The organism is Bacillus sp. FJAT-52991 (assembly GCF_037201805.1).
Taxonomy (GTDB): Bacteria; Bacillota; Bacilli; order Bacillales; family Domibacillaceae; genus Bacillus_CE; species Bacillus_CE kandeliae.
Map to the genome: position 1 here is coordinate 1,116,866 of NZ_CP147404.1, position 22,250 is coordinate 1,139,115.

General features: G+C 38.5%; 17 protein-coding genes and 2 riboswitches. Of the genes, 10 read left to right on the forward strand and 7 right to left on the reverse strand.

Features of this window, described 5'->3' with window-relative positions; translation table 11 throughout:
- Positions 1 to 8 precede the first annotated feature (8 nt).
- Entirely contained in the window at positions 9 to 1,217 is a 1,209-nt protein-coding gene (locus WDJ61_RS05825; protein ID WP_338753766.1) for an NRAMP family divalent metal transporter, read from the forward strand.
- A 55-nt stretch (positions 1,218 to 1,272) separates the two neighbouring features.
- Here WDJ61_RS05825 and WDJ61_RS05830 read toward each other — a convergent pair whose 3' ends face one another.
- Positions 1,273 to 2,529, reverse strand: a complete 1,257-nt coding sequence (locus WDJ61_RS05830; protein WP_338753767.1) for an NADP-dependent malic enzyme — start codon at positions 2,527 to 2,529, stop codon at positions 1,273 to 1,275.
- Positions 2,530 to 2,848: 319 nt separating this feature from the next.
- A riboswitch (SAM riboswitch) is annotated at positions 2,849 to 2,954 on the forward strand.
- A gap of 81 nt (positions 2,955 to 3,035) precedes the next feature.
- Here WDJ61_RS05830 and WDJ61_RS05835 point away from each other — a divergent pair.
- Both WDJ61_RS05835 and metC read left to right on the forward strand, forming a co-directional pair.
- Entirely contained in the window at positions 3,036 to 4,145 is a 1,110-nt protein-coding gene (locus WDJ61_RS05835) for a methionine biosynthesis PLP-dependent protein (RefSeq protein WP_338753768.1), read from the forward strand.
- A gap of 5 nt (positions 4,146 to 4,150) precedes the next feature.
- Entirely contained in the window at positions 4,151 to 5,338 is a 1,188-nt protein-coding gene (gene metC, locus WDJ61_RS05840) for a cystathionine beta-lyase (RefSeq protein ID WP_338753769.1), read from the forward strand.
- Between the two features lie 154 nt (positions 5,339 to 5,492).
- Here metC and WDJ61_RS05845 read toward each other — a convergent pair whose 3' ends face one another.
- The 3 genes from WDJ61_RS05845 to WDJ61_RS05855 all read right to left on the reverse strand — a co-directional run bounded on the left by WDJ61_RS05845 (position 5,493) and on the right by WDJ61_RS05855 (position 7,534).
- Positions 5,493 to 5,747, reverse strand: a complete 255-nt coding sequence (locus WDJ61_RS05845) for a GlsB/YeaQ/YmgE family stress response membrane protein (protein ID WP_338753770.1) — start codon at positions 5,745 to 5,747, stop codon at positions 5,493 to 5,495.
- 240 nt (positions 5,748 to 5,987) lie between these two features.
- Positions 5,988 to 6,230 (reverse strand): YkuS family protein, encoded by a 243-nt coding sequence (locus WDJ61_RS05850; RefSeq protein WP_338753771.1) that lies wholly within the window; start codon positions 6,228 to 6,230, stop codon positions 5,988 to 5,990.
- A gap of 86 nt (positions 6,231 to 6,316) precedes the next feature.
- Positions 6,317 to 7,534, reverse strand: a complete 1,218-nt coding sequence (locus tag WDJ61_RS05855; protein ID WP_338753773.1) for a NupC/NupG family nucleoside CNT transporter — start codon at positions 7,532 to 7,534, stop codon at positions 6,317 to 6,319.
- Positions 7,535 to 7,690: 156 nt separating this feature from the next.
- Here WDJ61_RS05855 and WDJ61_RS05860 point away from each other — a divergent pair, with 156 nt between their 5' ends.
- From WDJ61_RS05860 to WDJ61_RS05880, 5 genes are all read left to right on the forward strand, one after another.
- A complete protein-coding gene (locus tag WDJ61_RS05860) occupies positions 7,691 to 7,933 on the forward strand; it encodes a YueH family protein (protein ID WP_338753775.1) in 243 nt (80 codons plus the stop codon).
- A gap of 79 nt (positions 7,934 to 8,012) precedes the next feature.
- On the forward strand, positions 8,013 to 9,587 hold the full coding sequence (locus tag WDJ61_RS05865; protein WP_338753776.1) for a peptide chain release factor 3: 1,575 nt from the start codon (positions 8,013 to 8,015) through the stop codon (positions 9,585 to 9,587).
- 164 nt (positions 9,588 to 9,751) lie between these two features.
- Positions 9,752 to 11,131, forward strand: a complete 1,380-nt coding sequence (gene nhaC, locus WDJ61_RS05870) for a Na+/H+ antiporter NhaC (RefSeq protein ID WP_338753778.1) — start codon at positions 9,752 to 9,754, stop codon at positions 11,129 to 11,131.
- Positions 11,132 to 11,282: 151 nt separating this feature from the next.
- Positions 11,283 to 14,345, forward strand: a complete 3,063-nt coding sequence (locus WDJ61_RS05875) for an efflux RND transporter permease subunit (protein WP_338753780.1) — start codon at positions 11,283 to 11,285, stop codon at positions 14,343 to 14,345.
- A 66-nt stretch (positions 14,346 to 14,411) separates the two neighbouring features.
- Positions 14,412 to 14,519: riboswitch (yybP-ykoY riboswitch) on the forward strand.
- Positions 14,520 to 14,606: 87 nt separating this feature from the next.
- Positions 14,607 to 15,398 carry a TerC family protein gene (locus tag WDJ61_RS05880; protein WP_338753781.1) on the forward strand — a complete coding sequence of 264 codons (792 nt, stop codon included), beginning with the start codon at positions 14,607 to 14,609 and terminating at the stop codon, positions 15,396 to 15,398.
- 131 nt (positions 15,399 to 15,529) lie between these two features.
- On the opposite strand, the gene WDJ61_RS05885 is transcribed toward WDJ61_RS05880, so the two are convergent.
- Positions 15,530 to 17,281, reverse strand: coding sequence for a B12-binding domain-containing radical SAM protein (locus WDJ61_RS05885; protein ID WP_338753783.1), 1,752 nt, complete (start codon positions 17,279 to 17,281; stop codon positions 15,530 to 15,532).
- A gap of 15 nt (positions 17,282 to 17,296) precedes the next feature.
- On the reverse strand, positions 17,297 to 18,328 hold the full coding sequence (locus tag WDJ61_RS05890) for an acyltransferase family protein (RefSeq protein ID WP_338753784.1): 1,032 nt from the start codon (positions 18,326 to 18,328) through the stop codon (positions 17,297 to 17,299).
- Between the two features lie 152 nt (positions 18,329 to 18,480).
- On the opposite strand from WDJ61_RS05890, the gene WDJ61_RS05895 reads away from it, so the two are divergent.
- Positions 18,481 to 18,963, forward strand: coding sequence for a methylated-DNA--[protein]-cysteine S-methyltransferase (locus WDJ61_RS05895; RefSeq protein ID WP_338753785.1), 483 nt, complete (start codon positions 18,481 to 18,483; stop codon positions 18,961 to 18,963).
- 46 nt (positions 18,964 to 19,009) lie between these two features.
- Here WDJ61_RS05895 and WDJ61_RS05900 read toward each other — a convergent pair whose 3' ends face one another.
- A complete protein-coding gene (locus WDJ61_RS05900) occupies positions 19,010 to 20,503 on the reverse strand; it encodes an ATP-binding protein (protein WP_338753787.1) in 1,494 nt (497 codons plus the stop codon).
- A gap of 155 nt (positions 20,504 to 20,658) precedes the next feature.
- Between WDJ61_RS05900 and WDJ61_RS05905 the strand changes: the two genes are divergently transcribed.
- Positions 20,659 to 22,239 (forward strand): bifunctional UDP-sugar hydrolase/5'-nucleotidase, encoded by a 1,581-nt coding sequence (locus WDJ61_RS05905; protein WP_338753788.1) that lies wholly within the window; start codon positions 20,659 to 20,661, stop codon positions 22,237 to 22,239.
- Positions 22,240 to 22,250: the final 11 nt, after the last annotated feature.

A 22,250-nucleotide genomic window follows, 5' to 3' on the forward strand; every position in this document is an offset into this window, starting at 1 on the left:
GAAACAACATGAATCCACAAAAAAATGGCAGCACAATTAATTGGAGTGTCTTGCTTGGTGCCGCATTTTTAATGGCAACATCAGCAATTGGCCCCGGCTTTTTAACACAAACGACAGTATTTACTCAGCAATTAGCAGCGAGCTTCGGTTTTGTTATTTTAATTTCGATTATTTTAGATATCGGTGCCCAAACAAATATATGGAGAATCTTAATCGTTTCAGAAAAGCGTGCTCAAGAAGTAGCTAACTTGGTTTTTCCGGGACTTGGTTATTTTATTGCAGCGCTCATTGTTCTTGGAGGACTTGCATTTAATATCGGAAATGTTGCTGGAGCAGGTCTTGGAGCAAATGTAATTTTCGGAGTCTCTCCTGTTACAGGTGCGATTATTAGTGCAGCTATCGCCGTAGGGATTTTTCTTGTAAAAGAAGCAGGGATATTAATGGACAAGTTCACGCAGGTAATGGGATTTGTCATGATTGCGCTTACTGTGTATGTAGTATTTAAAGCGGACCCGCCTATGGGGGAAGCTGTGGTCAAAACATTTGTCCCAGATCAGATTGATTTCTTAGCGATTGTTACGTTAGTTGGTGGTACAGTTGGTGGTTATATTACTTTTGCAGGTGCTCACCGTTTATTAGATGCAGGAGTAAAGGGAGTAGAGGCCATTCCTCAAGTAACGAAAGGCTCCATTTCTGCTATTGGTATTGCATCAATTATGAGAATTTTCTTATTCCTTGCTGCTTTGGGTGTTGTCGCTCAAGGACTCGTGTTAGATGAAGCGAATCCAGCAGCATCCGTGTTCCAGCATGCTGCTGGTGATATTGGCTATAAACTATTTGGCGTTGTGATGTGGGCAGCAGCTATTACATCCGTTATTGGTGCCGCTTATACATCTGTTTCATTCATCCGTACTTTCCACCCCTGGTTAGAGCGTCATCACAAAGCAATTATCGTTGTCTTTATTATTTTTTCTACGACTGTTTTTGCGACGATCGGTCAACCAGTAAAAGTGTTGATTCTGGCTGGTGCATTAAATGGATTAATCTTACCAATCGCTCTAGGTGTAATGTTAATTGCTGCACATAAAAAATCCATTGTTGGCTCTTATCGCCATCCGCTCTGGATGACGTTGTTTGGGATTGTAGTAGTTGTGTTAATGGCAGGTATGGGAGGTTACACATTAGTTAATGAAATCCCTAGATTATTTGCTTCTTAATTGAAAAAGGTCGATCATCGAGAGGGTGTACACTCGATGATCGACCTTTTCTCTATTATAGAATGATTTCAGCTGGCTTTACTTGAATGGCTGATAGCTGGTAGGTTTTATGACGTAGGGAGTCAACATTAATATGTTGGCGAGCGACACCTGAGTGAATAGCAGCAGCGGCAACGGCAGCAGCAACTTCTGGTGCGACTCGGGCATCAAATGCTGAAGGGATGATATAATCATCTGATAATTCATGGTCTGCTATGAGGGAAGCGATGGCGTGAGCGGCGGCAATTTTCATTTCTTCATTAATGTCTGTGGATCGGGTATCAAGTGCTCCGCGGAATATTCCTGGAAAAGCAAGAACATTGTTTACTTGGTTAGGAAAATCTGAACGTCCTGTGCCAATAATTTTAACTCCAGCAGCTTTTGCATCTTCTGGGTCAATTTCGGGATTAGGATTAGCCATTGCAAAAACGATCGGATCTTGTGCCATTGTACGAACCATTTCTGGTGTTAATGCTCCAGCAGCAGAAACGCCAATAAATACATCACTATTGATTATCGCTTCTTCAAGTGACCCCTCTATTTGGTTTGGATTAGTGAATGTCGCAATTTCTTGTTTGACAGGATTCATTCCATGAGGTCTGCCAGCGTATATCGCTCCTTTTGAATCGCACATAATGATTTCCTTCACGCCGAAGCTGTATAGTAACTTGGTAATAGCAATGCCTGCAGCCCCTGCGCCATTAATAACTACTTTAATATCACTAAAAGTTTTATGAACGAGCTTTAATGAGTTAATTAAGCCAGCTAATGTCACAATAGCTGTTCCGTGCTGATCATCGTGAAATACGGGAATGTCCATTTCTTTTTTTAGTCTTTCTTCGATCAAAAAGCAATTGGGGGCTTTAATATCTTCTAAATTGACACCGCCAAAGGAAGATTGCAATAGTTTGACAGTCTTAATGATTTCTTCAGGATCTTTCGTGTCAATACAAATAGGGAAAGCATCAACACCAGCAAAGTTTTTAAATAAAATAGCTTTTCCCTCCATAACAGGCAATGAAGCATCTGCTCCGATATCACCAAGACCTAGTACAGCTGTCCCATCTGAAACGACAGCAACAGTATTTGCCTTCATAGTATACTCATATATTTTTTCAGGGGAAGAATGGATTTCTAAACATGGCTCTGCTACTCCAGGTGAATATACGAGGCTTAAATCTTTTACATTTTTCACATTTAATTTTGCCGATGTTTCTAGTTTCCCTTGGTGATGTCGATGAATTTCTAAGGCATCTTCTCTCAAATTCTGCATATTTTTACTCGCTCCTTCTATGTTATTTAAGTAAAATGCTCTCGGAAGCCTGCATGATAAGTTAATGTTTTTTATTGTATAACAGCCTAAAAGGATAATCAACTAAATTTTCAGAAAATTAACAAAAGAATCTGAAATAGTGGATAGCTAGTCGATTGTGGCTTGATGCTGCATAGTAAAATGAGTTTTTTTATTCCGAAAAAAATAAAAATTGAAAAAAGTCTTGTCATTGAGGAGCTGATCCTGTACATTAGTAGAAACGAAAAACTTTAAATGAAAGTGATAGGGGAACAACTCCCTTTTATAAAAATTAAATATGTTCTTATCAAGAGAAGTGGAGGGACTGGCCCGATGATACTTCAGCAACCGGCTATTTGTAAGTCAAGGTGCTAAATCCAGCGGATGAAAGATCCGAAAGATGAGAAGAAGTTGATTAAAAAAGCCTTCTTCTTAAGAAGGCTTTTTCTTTTTTTAAAATAAATGGCTATTTATAAGGAGATGACCAAATGGGACATAAGCATATTGAAAGTATTCTTGCACAAATTGGGAATCGGAGTGAAGAAAAGACGGGGACAGTGAACCCACCTGTCTATTTTTCTACCGCTTATCGTCATGAAGGAATTGGCCGTTCTACCGGTTTTGATTATGTTCGTACAGGAAATCCGACTAGACAGATTGTAGAACAAGCAATAGCGGATTTAGAAGGAGGAGATGCCGGGTTTGCTTTTTCTTCTGGAATGGCTGCTATTCATACGATTCTATCGTTAACGGAACCTGGAGAAGAATGGATTGTATCTGCTGACCTTTATGGAGGCACTTATCGATTGTTTGAGAAAATGTGGAAAAAATATAACGTATCGTTCGCCTATGACAGCTTTCAAGATTTATCTAAAACAAAAGAAATACTATCGCCAAATACAAAGGTGCTTTTTCTTGAAACGCCTACGAATCCTCTTTTACAGGAAGCGGATATAAAAGCTGTTGCCGCCTTTGCTAAGGAACATGGATTATTATTGATTGTTGACAATACTTTTTATACACCATTGCTTCAACGGCCGCTCATAGATGGAGCTGATATTGTGATCCATAGTGCGACAAAGTATTTAGGTGGACATAATGATGTCTTGGCAGGGCTAGTAGCTGTAAAGGGTGAGGAATTAGCGGTAAAAATAGCGGAGATGCAAAACGCAGCAGGAGCCGTTTTATCACCGTTCGATTCTTGGTTATTAATTCGGGGGTTAAAAACATTGGCATTGAGAATGAAGCAGCATGAAGAAAATGCCCATCAGATAGCGGAATTTCTTCGATGTTGTCCGGAAGTAACGGATGTTTTTTATCCAGGTCGTGGAGGGATGTTGTCGTTTCGAATTGCGTCAGAGGACTGGGTGGATCCTTTCTTACGAAGCCTTCAGTTGATTACGTTTGCTGAAAGTTTAGGGGGAGTCGAAAGTTTTATTACGTATCCGGCAACACAGACCCATATGGATATTCCAGAAGAAGTTCGGTTCGAGCGTGGGGTTTGCAATCGTCTGCTACGTTTCTCGGTTGGAATTGAGCATTCCGAAGATTTACTATTTGATTTATCACAGGCATTTAAGAAAATGAAAGAGGAGTGATAGTTGTGGAGCAAACATATTCTTTTCAAACAAAATTATTGCATAATCGCCATAAATATGATGAAGGGACGGGAGCGGTAAGTGTTCCCGTTCAACATGCATCAACTTTTCATCAAACTAGTTTTGACCAGTTTGGAGATTATGATTATAGTCGTTCAGGTAACCCAACAAGACAAGCCTTAGAGGAGGCGATCGCAGAATTAGAAGGTGGGACAAGAGGATTTGCTTTTTCATCAGGGATGGCGGCCATTTCCACAGCTTTTTTATTGCTTTCGCAGGGAGATCATGTCTTAATAACGGAAGATGTTTATGGTGGTACTTATCGGATGATTACAACTGTATTAAACCGATTTGGGATCGAGCATACATTTGTGGATATGACCAATCTTCATGAAGTAGCTTCAAACATTAAAGAAAACACCAAATTAATCTATATAGAAACGCCATCCAATCCGTTGTTAAAAGTCACAGATATTCAAGGAGTTGTCAAGTTGGCGAAGGCTCATCATTGTTTAACATTTGTTGATAACACCTTTTTGACGCCTGCTTTGCAACGGCCTCTCGATTTAGGGGTGGATGTTGTTCTACATAGTGCGACAAAGTTTTTATCTGGGCATAGTGATGTATTAGCGGGGCTTGCTGTGACAAAAGATGAAGAACTAGGGAAACGATTATATCAGCTACAAAATTCTTTCGGAGCTGTGTTAGGTGCTCACGACTCGTGGCTTGTATTGAGAGGGTTAAAAACTCTTCATGTTCGTCTTCAACAGTCCTCTAGAACAGCTCAGCTATTGGCTGAGTTTTTACAAGAGCATGAGCTGGTAGAAAAGGTGTACTATCCGGGCTTGTCCGATCATCCTGGTCATGTAGTACATTCGTACCAATCGTCTGGATCAGGGGCTGTTCTGTCGTTTGAATTAAGAAATGAGGAAATGGTTAGACAGTTTGTTGAACAGATGAAGATCCCGGTGTTTGCTGTAAGTCTTGGAGCGGTTGAATCCATCCTTTCTTATCCGGCCAAAATGTCCCATGCGGCTATGCCTCGAGAGGAGAGAATGAAGCGGGGAATTACGGATGGTTTGCTGAGGTTTTCTGTTGGATTAGAATCTTTTGAGGATTTAATTCAAGATTTTCAGCAGGCTCTTGAAAAGGCTAAAGCAACTATTCATTTATCCCGCATTAACGGGCTGTAAAACCCCCACTGATTGAAGTTTCACACAGGCTCAGAAATAAAGAAAGCTGACTCCGAAAGGACATATCGAGAATATAAAGAGGGGAATACCCTCTTTATAAAGATCGTCTTATGGAGTCAGCTTTCTTATATGAGATCCTTTTTCATATCATTCTTCATTTTGCATGGTTTATTTGCTTCATTATAAAGCTAACAACAAATATAAGAATGATGCTCCCGATTAAAGCGGGAACAATAGCGATTCCTCCTAGAGTTGGACCCATCGTTCTAAATAAAGCATCGCCAATCCAAGCGCCAATAATTCCTGCGATGATATTACCAAAAATACCCCCTGGAATATCTTTACCTAAAATAAGGCCCGCCACCCAGCCAATAATTCCTCCTACAATTAAGTACATTATAAATCCCATTGTTGTTTCCTCCTTGTTTTTCGTTCGTATTCATTTATATTTATCTCCAAATGAATCGAAAAAAAACAAAAAAATAATGGAAAAAACTGTAGGGTTGGAATGTTGGGGATGGAGAGAAGGGCCTGTCCTAGAATGGTTTAAGCGTAACTAAGGGAATCGTTTAAGAGCCGCAACATAGTACATAGCTGACTTTTATCCCGCATTAACGGGCTGTAAGACCCTACTGATTGAAGTTTCACTTTATTGAATTCTACTTTCTACTTGTTGACAAACTTCTTCGGCACTCAAACCACTTGCTTCTATAATTGCTGCTTTAGTAATGGCTGTTTGCATTCCCATCAAATTAGAATCCAGCCCCGTTACCACACAGCAATCACAATTTTGCATATCTGACTCATTTTCCATATTTACTACTTGATGTCCCTTTTCTTGCAACACTTGTTTGACGTTTTGCAGAGAACTTTCGACAGCGATTTTAGCCATTGATCACACCTCCTAATGATATTCTTTTCAAAGAAGTTGGAGATTATTCTGCACAAACTGTCACTTAAATTTTCATGTATAAAAATTTAAATAAGCATGCCAGCGATCGCCGCGCTTAATATGGAGGCAAGAGCACCTGCCAGAACGGATTTAAGTCCCAAGCGAGCAATATCTGCTCGCCGATTTGGAGCTAAATTACCAAGCCCACCGAGCAAGATCGCCATCGATGAAATGTTGGCAAAGCCGCAAAGAGCAAAGCTTAAAATGGCTACTGTTTTTTCAGATAAATTCGGAATCTCAGGGGCAAAATTCGAATAAGCGACAAACTCATTAATGACGAGTTTTTGACCAATATAATTTCCTGCTTGAATTGCCTCTTCCCATGGTACACCAATCGCAAAAGCAAGCGGGGAAAAAATGTAGCCCAAAAGGAGTTCGAGTGATAAATTTTCTAAGCCCATTATGCTTCCGATCCAACCTAATAAACCATTGATCATCGCTACTAATGCGATAAAGGCAAGAAGCATCGCACCGATGTTTAATGCCAGCTGTAAACCGACAGAAGCCCCTCTAGCTGCAGCATCGATTACATTAGTAGAGTCGGAATCTACTTCCATTTCAAACTCTTTCGGTTCAGGATCTAAATTCGTTTCAGGAACAAATAACTTAGCCATGACAAGTCCTGCAGGAGCAGCCATAAAGCTAGCAGCTAGTAAATATTCTAAAGGTACTCCTAATAAAGAATAACCGACAAGAACAGACCCTGCTACAGAAGCTAATCCACCTGTCATTACCGCAAATAACTCGGATTCCGTCATTTTATTAATATAAGGTTTGATCACAAGCGGTGCTTCTGTTTGGCCAACGAAAATATTAGCTGCTGCTGATATTGATTCAGCTTTTCGAGTGCCAAGCAATTTAGAGAGCGCTCCCCCGATAAATTTAATGAAAACCTGCATAATCCCTAAATAATATAGAACGGAGATTAAAGCAGAAAAGAAAATGACGACTGGCAAAACATTTAAAGCAAATACAAAGGTGATATTCGATTCCTTTGTATATAATCCACCAAATAAAAAATCAATCCCTGCTCGTGAATAGTCAATAATGGCATTTACAAGCATAGTGAAGTCTTGCATTCTTGCTTGACCCCAGTCCCATTTTAAAACGATGAAAGCAAACAAAAGCTGAATGGCTAGTCCGCCAAGCACCGTTCTCCATTTAATCATCTTTCTATTTGTAGAAAAGATGTAGCCTATTCCAAGGACAACTAAAATACCAAATAGACCCCAAATATAAGTCAATTGACTCACCTCTCTATTTCACTTTTTGACACATAGGTGTATAGTTTATAATGGTGTAAAAAGATATACAATAATAAAATAGTCCGCTTTTCAGAAAAAATTTTTGATGAAAGACGATTATATATTAGATATTGGCTTAAATAAGGGGGATTAAACGTGAAAATCAGAAAAACTTTATTGCACGATAAGGAAATAAAAGTATATGTATACGAGAATAAAAAAGAGGAAACATTCGTTGTTGCCGTTCCCACGCAAGAATGGTCTTTTTCTTTCACATACGAAAATAGCGGAGAAGGTTTTGTCAACCAATTATCTTCTTCATTAATGAACACAGGTTTAGAGGAGCAGCCTGCTGAAGAACTTGCTCGTCGAATTTATCAGTGGACATGCGAAATGTAATAGACATTTGCTGCATTTTCCGCTATATTTTTTTCATGACTTTTAACGGATTTTAACTTTGAAAGGATTTGGCTACTACATGGCTTCATTAAAAGAAGAAGTTCTTTCTAGAAGAACATTTGCGATTATTTCCCATCCAGATGCTGGGAAAACAACATTAACAGAGAAATTATTACTGTTTGGAGGCGCGATTCGTGATGCGGGAACAGTAAAAGGAAAGAAAACCGGGAAGTATGCAACATCTGATTGGATGGATATTGAAAAGCAAAGAGGAATTTCTGTTACTTCTTCTGTTATGCAATTTCAATATGATGACTATCGAGTAAATATTTTGGACACACCTGGGCATCAAGATTTCAGTGAAGATACGTATCGAACATTAATGGCGGTAGATAGTGCGGTTATGATTGTCGATGCGGCAAAAGGGATTGAGGCACAAACGATTAAATTATTTAAAGTATGCCGCATGAGAGGGATCCCTATTTTTACCTTTATTAATAAGTTGGATCGACAAGCGAAATTGCCACTTGAACTTCTAGCCGAGCTTGAAGAAGTGCTTGGTATTGAGTCTTATCCGATGAACTGGCCGATTGGAATGGGGAAAGAATTTTTTGGTATTTATGATCGCTTTAATCAGCGGATTGAACAATTCCGAGTGGAAAATGAAGAAGATCGTTTTCTTCCATTGAATGAAGACGGAGAATTAGCTGTTGATCATGAGATCACTAAGTCGGCTTTATATGATCAAACGCTTGAAGAAATCATGCTTCTTGAAGAAGCGGGCAATGAGTTTTCTAAAGAGCGAATTGCTAACGGAACGCTAACGCCGGTATTCTTTGGTAGTGCGTTAACGAATTTCGGCGTGCAAACATTTTTAGAAACGTATTTGCAGTTTGCACCGCCACCACAGCCACGCAACTCTGACAAGGGAGAAATTGATCCTGTCAGTGAACAGTTTTCTGGCTTTATATTTAAAATTCAAGCGAACATGAATCCTGCTCACCGTGATCGCATTGCTTTCTTTAGAATTTGTTCAGGAAAATTTGAACGGGGAATGAATATTACGTTAACGAGAACGGGAAAATCATCCAAAGTGTCACAGTCAACACAATTTTTGGCTGATGACCGCAGTACTGTGAATGAAGCGGTAAGCGGAGATATTATTGGTTTATATGATACAGGTACTTATCAAATTGGTGATACATTAGTCGGAGAAAAACCACTCTTTCAATATGAAAAATTACCGCAATTTACACCAGAGCTTTTTGTTAAAGTAGCGGCGAAAAATGTGATGAAACAAAAAAGCTTCCATAAAGGCATTCAGCAGCTTGTGCAAGAAGGAGCGATTCAGCTCTATAAAACATTACGGACGGAAGATTATATTCTTGGTGCTGTAGGCCAACTTCAATTTGAAGTGTTTGAGCATCGAATGAAAAGCGAGTATAATTCAGAAGTCGTTATGGAGCCGATGGGATCAAAGATTGCTCGTTGGATCGAAAATGAACAAGATGTAAAGGAGAGTTTATCTAATTCCCGAAGCTTACTTGTCAAAGACCGATATGATCGACTTGTCTTTTTGTTTGAAAATGAATTTGCTTTGCGTTGGTTCAGTGATAAGAACGAACACTTGAAGTTATATAATATTATGGAATAAGTAAGTAAGAACCAGCTAGAATATTGATGTTCTAGCTGGTTTTTTACTTATATTGAATAATTGATTGACACAAGTGTTCAATTAGATGATAATGAGGGTTATATGCTTCAATGCACAAAAGCGTTCAAGTAAAAAAGTGATTGCATACATCAGAGGTGTACAAAATGTTTAAAATTGAGTCATTAATGAGGCCTACGTTAATGCAAGCTCTTGTGTTAGTAGGGGTGATCATCACAGTCATCAGTTCTTCGATTATTAAACTGGAGTCTGTGCCGCATATTCCTATTCTTATTTCGATTTTATTATTGCTAGCCTTTGGGCTACTCAAAAAAATTCCATTTCATAAGCTGGAAGCAGGAATGCTTGATGGGGCGAAAAGTGGAATGGGTGCGGTCTTTATCTTTTTCTTTATAGGCATTTTAGTGAGCAGCTGGATTTTGTCGGGAACGATTCCAACGATGATTCATGCGGCTTTTGGACTAGTCACGCCTAAATTTTTTTATAGTGTGGTTTTTCTTGTCACGGCCATTGTTGGATTAGGGATTGGTAGCTCTTTAACAACAGTAGCAACGATAGGAGTAGCGTTTATCGGTGTTAGTCAGGCGATGGATGCATCTGTTGCGATTACAGCTGGTGCGGTCGTTTCAGGAGCCTTTTTTGGAGATAAGATGTCCCCTTTATCGGATACAACGAATTTAGCGGCATCAATTGTTGGTGTGGATTTATTTGAACATATTCGAAACATGGCATGGACAACAGTCCCAGCTTTTTTCATTACCATTCTATTATTTGCAGGGATTTCACCAGAAATGGCGGGAGCTGATTTCCCTAAAATAGAAGCGATAAAAGCTGGACTACTGGAGATGAATCTAATTCATTGGTATTCTTGGTTACCGGTTGTTCTATTATTCATTCTTTCTATTAAAAAAGTATCTCCTTTTATTACGTTAGCGTTAAGTTCTATATTAGGGATTGTGTTATCATTTATTCATTCAGACCATACATTAGCTTATGTATTTAAAGTGATATTTTCTGGATATAAGGCAGAGACAGGGAATGCTGAAGTGGACGCTTTATTATCAAGAGGTGGTATGGAAAGTATGATGTCTACTGTTTCTCTTGTCTTGCTTTCTTTAAGTCTAGGAGGTTTATTATTTTCTCTTGGCATTGTTCCGCGATTATTTGAAGCCATTGAGCATCGCTTACAAAAAGCAGGGAGCACAATAGCTGCAGCCGCTGTTTCCGCTATTGGAGTGAACGTTATTATTGGTGAACAATATTTATCTATTTTACTAACAGGGGAAGCATTTGGGCGGCAATTTGAAAGAGTGGGTCTAGCCAAGAAAAATTTATCACGGACGCTTGAAGACGCTGGAACCGTTATCAATCCGCTCGTTCCTTGGAGTGTATGCGGAGTGTTTATTACGAAAATGCTTGGGGTCCCTACTATTGACTACTTACCGTTTGCCTTCTTTTGTTTACTAAGTCCGATATTAACCGTTTTATTTGGAATAACAGGCTGGACATTAACGAAAAATAAATAGGGATGAAAAGGGGATTAACAAACTTCACTGTTAATCTCCTTTTGCTTCATCAGGTGAAAATAATAGCGTACCTAGTTGTACGTTGTAAATATGTGCATTATAGTTAGAGGGATAAGATCAAGATTGAACGTTTCTGGAAAGGAGAATTTTTTTGAAAATCAGTAATTTTTCAATAAAGAGACCCGTTTTCACCACAGTCATTATGTTTTTAGTGATTATTTTAGGTGTTGTGTCTCTATTAAAAATTCCATTAAAGCTTATACCGGATATTAATCCACCCATTGCAGTTGTTGTCACTTCCTACGAAGGGGCTAGTCCGACAGAAGTGGTGGAAAAAGTAACAAAGCCTTTAGAAGAAAGCTTATCAACACTTCCGGGAATTAAAAATATTACCTCGACTACGAGAGAAGGGTCAAACTTACTGTTACTCGAATTCTCTTGGAGTACAAAAATTGATGATATTCAATCTGATGTGTTGCAGCGGATTGATCGCACACCTATCCCAGACGGTGCGAGTAAACCACAATTTTTTAAATTTGATCCATCCCAATTCCCAATTATTCAGTTGTCTCTTCAGTCGACGGATGATAAGGAGAATTTGGAAAAGTTAGCGTCTGAACTAGAGAAAGATTTAGCGACTGTTGAAGGGGTAGCCAACGTAAGTGTAACGGGCTCTCTAGAAGAGGAAATTAAGATTGAGTTAAACGAAGAAAAGCTCAAAAAATACAATTTAGCACAATCAGATGTTGTGCAGCTCATTCAAGCAAACAATATTTCTCTTCCAGGTGATACAGTCGAATCGGATGGGATGTCGTTAACGACAAGAATTGTTAGTCAATTAACGAGTGTTGATGATATTAAACAACTAGTGTTAACGGTTAATCCGCTGAATGGAGAAGAAATTACAGTAGGCGATGTCGCCAGTGTGGAATTAAAAGAAAAAGACACAGGAACGATTACAAGAGCGAATCAAAATCCCGCCATCTTACTTAGCGTGTTACAACAAGCAGATGCAAATACAGCAGAAGTATCTAAACAATTTCAGGAAAAATTAAATGAACTTCTTAAGGAAGATCGTTACAAAAATATTGAAGCAGATGTATTATTCGATCAAGGAGATTATATTCGCCTTTCCATTGGGAATATTGGAAGCTCACTTCTTCTTGGTGGCGTGTTCGCGATGCTCGTATTGTTTGTCTTTCTTAGAAATGTAAGAAGTCCACTTATCATCGGTGTAGCAATTCCGTATTCTGTCATCGTTACCTTTGTCTTAATGTACTTTGCTGATTTTGACTTAAATATTATGACGCTTGGAGCACTTGCTCTCGGTATTGGGATGCTGGTAGATAATGCGATCGTTGTTATAGAAAACATTTACCGGCATTTATCAATGGGGAAAGACTCTAAGCAAGCCGCTCGTGATGGAGCGAAAGAAGTAGGCGGTGCGATCACAGCCTCCACGTTAACGACAGTAGCCGTCTTTTTACCAGTTGTATTTATATCGGGTATTCTTGGTCAAATCTTTAAAGAGTTTGCTTTAACGATTTCCTTTAGTTTATTCGCATCATTAGTAGTTGCATTAACAGTTATTCCAATGATGGCAAGCCGCTGGTTAAAGGCACCTGAAGCAAAGACACAAAAGGAACAAACAGCAGCGATGTCACGCTTTGAAAAAGCTGTTCGCTGGTCCTTACAGCATCGTTTCCTCGTATTAGCGATCTCATTCGTGTTGTTTATTGGTGGAGCTTTGGGGTTAAAGACGGTGGGATCACAATTTCTTCCGCCGACAGATGAAGGGTTCTTCAATATACGAGTCGAGCTTGAGAATGGAACAGCTTTGCAGGAGACGAATCGCGTCATTGAAGCAATTGAGAAAGAACTAGAGAAACAAAAGGATGTCGATGTGTTTGTTAGTCTCGTTGGTTCTACTCAAGAAGATTCTTTCCGGGGGACAGGTTCAGCAAATGTAGCTGAACTTTACGTTAAATTAGATCCGTTGGAAAAAAGAGATCGATCGGTTTTTGCTTTTGTTGATGATATAAAAAACGATGTCATCACAGCAGCAGAAAACGTCAATAAAACAGCTGAGGTCACTTTTAACCTGCATTCTGCTTCAGGGGCAAGTCCACAAACGCTTACTTTTAACGTCCGAGATGTAAGTAAAGAGCGGTTAGATCAGGCGGTTCAAGAGATAGAAACGGCTTTGAAGGAAATCGATGAAATCACTGAGGTGACGACGAATAGAGAAGAAACCGTCAAAGAAATTCAAATCAATGTAGATCGAGAGAAAGCATTAGCAGCTGGGTTTGCTCCTGCTCAAATCGCTTCGATCGTCAATGATGCCACTCGGGGTGTCATTGCCACACAAGTCATTAATAAAGATGATGAAGTGCAAACAGTGAAGGTTCAATATGATCAAAACGTTACGAAAAATATTGATAACTTGAAAAATTTACTAGTGAAAACACCTTCAGGAAACTTTATGAAGCTGCAAGACCTTGCGGATATTCAAATTCAAGAAGGGCCTGTAAGCATTCAGCGAATTAATCAACAAGAAGCCGTACAGTTTACGACGATGTACACATCTGATACGAACCTTGGAGAAGTTTCTAAAAAGGTCGATGAGAAAATCGCGGAACTTGATTTATCAGATGAAACAACAATAACGTTCAGTGGAGATCGTGATTTGTTAGAAAGTTCCATTGATGATATGGTTATGGCCCTTTTGTTGGCAATTGTATTAATTTACATCGTCATGGCTGCACAATATGAGTCATTTAAATATCCATTTGTGATTATGTTTACCGTACCATTAATGGTTGTCGGGGTGTCCATTGCTCTGACTGTGACAAGAACGCCAATCAGCATTCCGGCTGTTATCGGTATTCTCATTTTGGCTGGAATTGTTGTTAACAATGCCATCGTGATTGTTGATTACATTATTCAACGAAAGGACAGAGAAACGAATAGTCATGAAGCCATTGTTTCTGCCGTTAAAGATCGGGCTCGACCGATATTAATGACGTCATTAACAACGATTCTTGGACTAGTTCCACTGGCGATGGGAATTGGTGGAGGAACGGAAATTAATCAGCCGATGGGGATTGCTGTTATTGGGGGATTAATTTCGAGTACGTTTTTAACATTGTTTGTTATTCCAGTTGTCTATAGCTTCTTTGATCGAGAAACAAGACGAATGAATGAAAATAAGTGAACTTAGTGGTTTACAATCTCTCTAGTTTTTTTTATAATAAGAACACAGACAACTGAATCTTCGTTGACGTCAGTCAAAGGGGAGTAGCCGTTAGGTAGTCAAATACCTAGAACAAAGTCGTCATTTCATGGATTTTTATCCATCGGCTTTGTTGGCATGATAGAAGATCATGCTCAGCGAGACCTTTGCCCAAAAAGGCAAAGGTCTCGCTTTTGTTGTTTCGTGCCCATCATCAATAAACCATTGGAGGAGATTTAATTTATGGATGTATCAATGTTACTCGAATACGGTTGGGTGTTGCTTGTTCTAGTCGTTCTAGAAGGAATTCTAGCTGCTGACAATGCTGTTGTTATGGCAGTTATGGTCAAGCACTTGCCAAAAAAAGAACAGAAAAAGGCATTATTTTACGGATTATTAGGTGCATTTATCTTCCGTTTTGTTTCTTTATTCCTTATTTCGTTTTTAGTGGATGTATGGCAGGTTCAAGCAATTGGAGCGATTTATTTATTCTATATTTGTCTTAACCATCTATATAAAAATTGGAAGCATAAAAATGGTACCGAGAGTCATGAAGTCAAGGAAGCAAAAGGTTCTTCTTTCTGGGTAACCGTTTTGAAAGTAGAAGTGGCAGACATTGCGTTTGCGATTGACTCGATGCTTGCAGCCGTTGCCTTAGCTTTAACGCTACCAGCTGTTGGAACATTCGAAATCGGTGGAATCGATGGTGGTCAATTTATCGTGATGTTCCTTGGTGGCTTTATTGGAGTGGTCATTATGCGATTTGCGGCTACTTGGTTTGTTCGTTTATTACAAAATTACCCTTCACTTGAAACGGCTGCTTTTTTAATTGTTGGTTGGGTAGGTGTGAAGCTAGCCGTCTTTACTTTAGCTCATCCTAAGGTCCATGTTCTTGATGAGCATTTCCCAGAATCCACTGGCTGGAAGCTAACTTTTTGGGGCGTGCTAATAGCTATTGCATTAGGAGGCTACTTATTCGCCAAAAAGAAAGGTCCAGTAAGTGAACAAGTAAATGAACTTCATGCAAAAGAATAGTTAGTTTTTTATAAGGGTGTGACGTCGAAAAGAATAGTTACTTTCAGCATCACACCCTTTTACTATGAAATAAAAAAGAGCCAAGCATAACCACCGAGATAGTGGAGAGGCTTGGCTTGTGTGAGACCTTTTTAATTAGCTTGTGTTAATTGGTTACGATCCATGAAAAAGGCCTGTGGTTGACCGCTAGAAGGTTCAAAGTAAACGATCAAATAATTATCTTGCTTTATCCACTGACCATTCGTATAAAGCATGGTTAAGTCTTCAATGATTGTATGTTTATATAATTCTTTCTCCGTTAGACCAAGGGCAACAAAGTCATGACCGAGACGTTCAGGAGCTTGTAAAATCTCTTGATATAAAAGCGATCGATCTTTTTTATCAAGTGTTGGTGTCCACCAAGGCTTCCTAGGCTTGTAGCGTTGATTCAATAAATAATCATATTTCATTAAGCTTTGAATATCGCTGAGGTTTGGAAGATTTGCGGCCATTAAAAACTGTAATAGCCGTTGAAATAAGTTCTCTAATTGATGACCGATACGCTCCCAACCTTGTTGCTCCCAATAAGCACCGAAAGATTGAAAGAAGTCGAAAGGCGTTTCGAATGTATTGGTTACCAAGTATTCAATCGTCTCGTCCATTCGATGATCATTCCAATACTTCTCAAGCACATCTTCTACTTGTTTAATTTTCACCATATCAGCAAATGAGAGAATGTTATTTTGCAATATTTCGTAAGGCGCGTGATCCATATAGACGTAATCGTGATCCTTCGCTCGTAGTCGTAGTCCAGTTCCACGTAGCATCTTCAAAAACCCAAGCTGCAGTTCCTCAGGTCTTAAGGCAAACACATCATTAAAGGTTTGACGGAAAGAATGATAGTCTTCTTCAGGTAAGCCAGCAATTAAATCAAGATGCTGATCGATTTTTCCTCCTTCTTTCACCATTGTGACCGTTCTTGTAAGCTTGGACCAGTTTTGTTTGCGCATGACGAGCTCATTCGTTGCATCATTTGTGGATTGAACACCAATTTCAAAGCGGAACAGTCCGGTCGGGGCGTTTTCGTTTAAAAACTGGATGACTTCTGGGCGCATAATATCCGCTGTAATTTCAAATTGAAAGACGGTGCCTGGAAGATGTTCATCAATTAGAAACTGGAACATCTCCATTGCATAGCTACGACTAATATTAAAGGTACGATCGACAAATTTAATTGTTTTTGCCCCGTGAGCCATTAAATAACGAATATCGTCTTTAATTTTTTCACGATTGAAATAACGAACTCCTACTTCAATAGATGATAGGCAAAATTGGCAGCGGAACGGACAGCCGCGACTCGTTTCAATATAAGTCACTCGCTTAGATAATTGAGCTCGATCCTCCTCAAAACGAAAAGGAGAGGGAAGTTCGCGCAAATCTAGCTTATTTCGTTGCGGGTTAATGATTGGTTTGTGATCCTGGCGATAACCAATGCCATGCACCTTGCTCCAATCCTTATCTCCGCTAATTTCATCAAGGAGCTGCTTAAAGGTTTCTTCTCCTTCCCCGATCACAATAAAGTCGGCTTCAGGAATGCGTTCTAGCCAGTAGGGAACATCGTAGCTAACTTCAGGACCTCCCAAAAGGATGATGGTTTGAGGTAAGACCTTTTTAATCATTTCAACCACTTTAATGGTCTCTTCAATGTTCCAAATGTAGCAGCTAAAACCTAAAACATCCGGCTGTTTTTTATAAAGATCTGTTACAATATTGATAACAGGGTCTTTAATGGTATATTCTGCTAGCTCTACTTGATAATCGGGTTCAGCAAATGCTTTTAAACAACGAATTGCTAAGTTGGTATGAATGTATTTTGCATTTAATGTACTTATCGCTACTTTCATTGAATACTATTCTCCTTATTGCTTTTCTGAAATTTTTTGCGAATTAGATTTATTATGAAAGATCTTTTTAAGCCGGGACCATTTTGTTTCAATAATTGGCTCAGTGATCGTTGTAATAACAGATGACGACAACAGCATCGTTAATAATAGAGAGATTGTTAATAAGAAAATAATCGATTCTACCCCATCTTGAAAGTCGCTATCTCGAAAGCTTTTTATAATGAAGCCATGTAGTAAATACACATAAAGGGTGTTTTTCCCCCAATCGGTGAAAAAGAATTTTTTCTTTGGCACAAAAGCAAAGAAAGCGGCGATCATGATAAAGTTTAATACGTAAAGAATGGTTCGAATCATCATTCCTTCCCCATTCGTCACTGCAAGATCAGCGTAGGAAATCGATCCGAAAAACCAATTAAAATCAAAATCTGGATGAGTATAAGCACCCAAAAAGATCAGTAGGGCACTTATTAGTAAGGCTATTTTCACTATTTTGTTTGATAGTAATTGGAAATGCTCCTTTTTCAAATAATAGCCGACTAAGAAAAACGGGAAAAACACGAATGTACGTGCAAAGCTGAGAACCTCTAAGTCATTCTGTAGACAGTTAACAGCGATTCCAGCGATAAAGGCTAATGGCAGCAGGATAGGAGATGGAAATTTGATCCATTTCACTGAAATTAACAGTAAAATATTCCAAAAGAATAAGCTAAGCAAAAACCATAAAGACCAATGTGGAATCAGCAAATCGATTTCAAATGAACGGCTTTCATACAAATAAAAATAAAAGATAGAATAAATGATTTGGAATATAAAAAAGGGTAATAAAATCTTTTGTGCTATTTTTTTGACATATCCTTTTTTATAAAAGTTTTTCGCAAAAAAACCAGAGACTAATACAAACGCGGGCATATGAAACAAATAAATGCTCGAGTATAAAGCGAAAATAAGTGGATCATCGCTAATATACGAGCGAAGAAAATGACCAAAAACGACAAAGAAAATTAAAATGAACTTGGCATTGTCAAAGTAATAATCCCTTTTAGACATTGTGCATCCCCTTTTGAAGTAATTACTCTGTATGGTTGATAGGTCTTGAATCTTTCATTCATGTCTATGACAATGAAATGATAAACATATCATAGCATTATACATGATTTTTATTTCGTCTGCTAATACAAACTCAAAAAGGAGCGTGAAACATGAAGAAATTATTTACATATATGGAGAGTCCAATTGGTCCTTTATCCATTGTGAGAAATGAAAAAGGTATTTGTGCGATACAATTTTTGATATTGGAGGAAGAAGAGGCAATGGACTTTCAGCCGAGCGACTCATTATTAATGGAGGCCGTTCGTCAATTGGAGGAATATTTCCAACAAAGCCGTACAAGCTTTGAGTTGCCAGTAGATATACAGGGAACAGATTTTCAACAGTCTGTCTGGGATGCTTTACGACATATTCCTATTGGCGAAACGCGATCCTATAGTGAAATTGCTGAGCAAATTGACAATAAAAAAGCGGTTCGTGCTGTAGGGCAGGCGAATAAGGCTAATCCTGTTCCTATTATCATTCCGTGTCATCGAGTCATCGGAAAAAATCAATCCTTAACAGGTTATGCTGGAAAAGAGATTGACAAAAAAAGAAAGTTGCTCAAAATAGAAGGGGTTTTATCCAAACAATGATTGAAGAGGGTGTCTCAGAAGCCAAATGGCTTGAGACACCCTCTTATCATTCATTAGGCGTTTGCAGTGGAATAGAGATGCTAACGGTTGTACCAAAACCAAATTCACTTTCGATTTCAATCGTTCCATCAAAGGAGTCGATGATTCGTTTGCAAACAACTAGCCCTAGACCAGTGCCATCTTCTTTTGAGGTGAAGAACGGCTTAAATAACTGATCATGCTTTTCTTTTTCAATTCCCGGTCCATTGTCTGTAATAGATAACTGACAACTATTTTCTCTTTTTAGTATCGTTAATCGTAGTTCGCCACCGTTACTCATAGCTTCAAATGCATTTTTTGTTAAATTCAAAATGACTTGTTTCATTTGATCAACATTGACCTTTACCCAGATTTCTTGTTCAGGCAAAGTCACTTTATAGTCAACAGAGTATAAGTTAGCTTCCGAATAGATTAATGGATTTAAATCAAAAATAATGTCTTTCATATCTACTACGCTAACTTTTTGGGCTGTTGGCTTTCCTAGTATTAACAGCTCGCTAACGATTTGATTAATACGTGCCACTTCTTTATTGATCACGGAAAAATAAAATTCATCTTCCTGGTCATTATATTTTTCATTTAATAATTGAACAAGCCCTTTGATTCCAGTTAATGGATTTCTAATTTCATGAGCTGTACTTGCTGCTAATGTTCCAATTAGTTCTAATTTTTGGGACTCTTGTTGTAATCTTTCCATATTTGTTTGTCTTTTGAGCATGATATATTTAATGCATAAATAAATAATGTGTAATACGACAATGAAAACGACCGCAAATAGCAAAGTATAGCCAATAAAGCTGTTCTTTTTTTGTTCGTCCGTTGAAATCACTAGATTCCAAGGGAGCTGAGATAGTGGGTATTTAAGAGAAAGTTCGTCTTTTGAAGCTTCAGGTCTCTCGTTCACTGAAAATACGGGAACTTGTTTGGCGTTTTCAAAGAAAATCGAATGTTCAGGTGTCAGTACTCTCATAATATTTTTCATATAATCTAGACGAATATGAGAGACAATAATAGCTTCTACTTGTTCGTTTTTTAAGACAGGTGTAGCCACGGCAAGAACCGCCTGATTATTCGAAAGAGTTTCGACTTCATCGGACACAGCGGTATCTTTTGTTAATAACACTTCTTTAATATATTGTTTATCTCTTAAATTGTATTGCTTTAAATAATCATTTGTTCCAACAAGTAAATCTCCCTCGAAATCGAGTAAATAAATACCCCCGTAACGAGGATCTTGACTAGCCATTTTTTTCAATATGCTTTGTACTTTATCCAAATTATTTATTTCTTCTTCAATGCTAACGGCTAGTATATCTAAACTTATTTTTGTTTCACTAATAAATTGATCCATTTGGTTTTTATGTAAACTGGCTACCCATTCTAGCTCTTCTTTATGCTGTTGATTAGCTCGGTTAGACAGAAAATCATAAAAGCCGATAACGGCTAGAATAGAGGGGAGAATAACGATAAAAATATATATAAATCTTTCATGTTTTTTCATTGATTTTCGTCCTTTAAAAGAGTCATTCTCTTATATTATAACAAAAAAATGATCATTTCCCGAAATAAGTTGTAGATAGGTGAAAATTCACATGAAATGATGGTTTAATTGAGAAAGAAAAACAAATAGCAAAGTGAACAGAAAGAAGGGATTAAATGGATCACGTGAACATGATTATTATAGAAACAAGCGACCTGCATGGGGCAGTACTTCCTCTTCGTTATAGTTCGAACACACCGGCTGATATTGGATTAGCTAAGCTCGCTTCCTATATGAAAAAGGTCAAGAAGGAGAACGAACATGTATTAGTCATCGATAATGGAGATTTTATGCAAGGCACACCTTTAGCTAGCTATTATTTTCATATGTTAAGGCAAGAGATTCATCCTATGATTGTGGGAATGAATCATCTAACGTATGATGTGGCTGTTTTAGGTAACCATGAATTTAATTATGGATTGGATATTTTAACAAAAGCAGCTGCTGATGCTACGTTTCCCTTTTTAAGCTGCAATATTTTAAATGGAGCGACGGGCGATCCTTTCTTTGGTAAACCATATATTGTTAAAAAATTTTCAACAGGAATAAAAGCGGCTGTTCTCGGTGTAACCACCCACTACATTCCCAATTGGGAAAAGCCAGCGCATATTCAAGGACTTATGTTTAAAGATGCAGTTACGGCAACCTCTAAATGGGTTAAATATATTCGGGAAACAGAAAAACCAGATATTATGATCGTTTCTTATCATGGCGGGTTTGAAATAGATCTAGCTACAGGTGAAAGCATTGAACCATTTGAAAAAGGAGAGAATCAAGCTTATCGTCTTTGCACGGAGGTAGAAGGAATCGATGTATTGCTGACCGGTCATCAGCATCGCCAAGAACAGCAGATGGTCAATGGAGTAGCGATTGTTCAACCAGGGTATAATGGGGCAGCAATTGGTCGAGTGACAGCGGAGTTTGTGAAAGAGAAACATCAATATAAGCTACAACAAGTGATTCCTGAAACGATACTAGCGGCTGATTTAGAAACCGATGAACGACTTGTAAACCTCATGGAACCTTATGAACAAGGAGCGCAAATGTGGTTAGATGAAGTGCTTGGTACGGTGGAAGGAGATATGCGCATTCATGATCCTTTTCAAGCAAGATTAGTGGAGCATCCAATGATTGAATTGATTAATAAAGTACAGATGGAAGTAGCGAATGTCGACATTTCCAATACCGCTCTTTTTCACGACGATTCACCAGGTTTGCCTCAGAAAATCACAATGAGAGCGATTGTTTCCAATTATATTTATCCAAATTCGTTAATGGTGATAGAAGTAACAGGGGAGGAAATCAAACAGGCCTTAGAGCGTTCAGCCTCCTATTTTACTCTCATTGGTCAAAAGCCAGCTGTTAGTGAAGAGTTTTCACATCCTAAGCCCCAGCATTATAATTATGATATGTGGGAAGGGATTGAATACACGATCGACCTCACACGTTCACCCGGAAATCGAATAACAGAAGTGACGTATCATGGAGAGCCGCTTAAGTGTGATCAATCCTACAAAGTGGTTATGAATAACTACCGTGCAGGAGGGGGCGGGGATTACTTGATGTTTAAAGGAAAAAAGGTTATAAAGGAAATACAAACCGATATGACGGAGCTTCTTTCCGCATATATTCGTCAACATGGAACGATCAAAGCAGAAGCCAATAACAATTGGAATGTTATTATTCCTTCAGTGTAAAGAAATGAGTG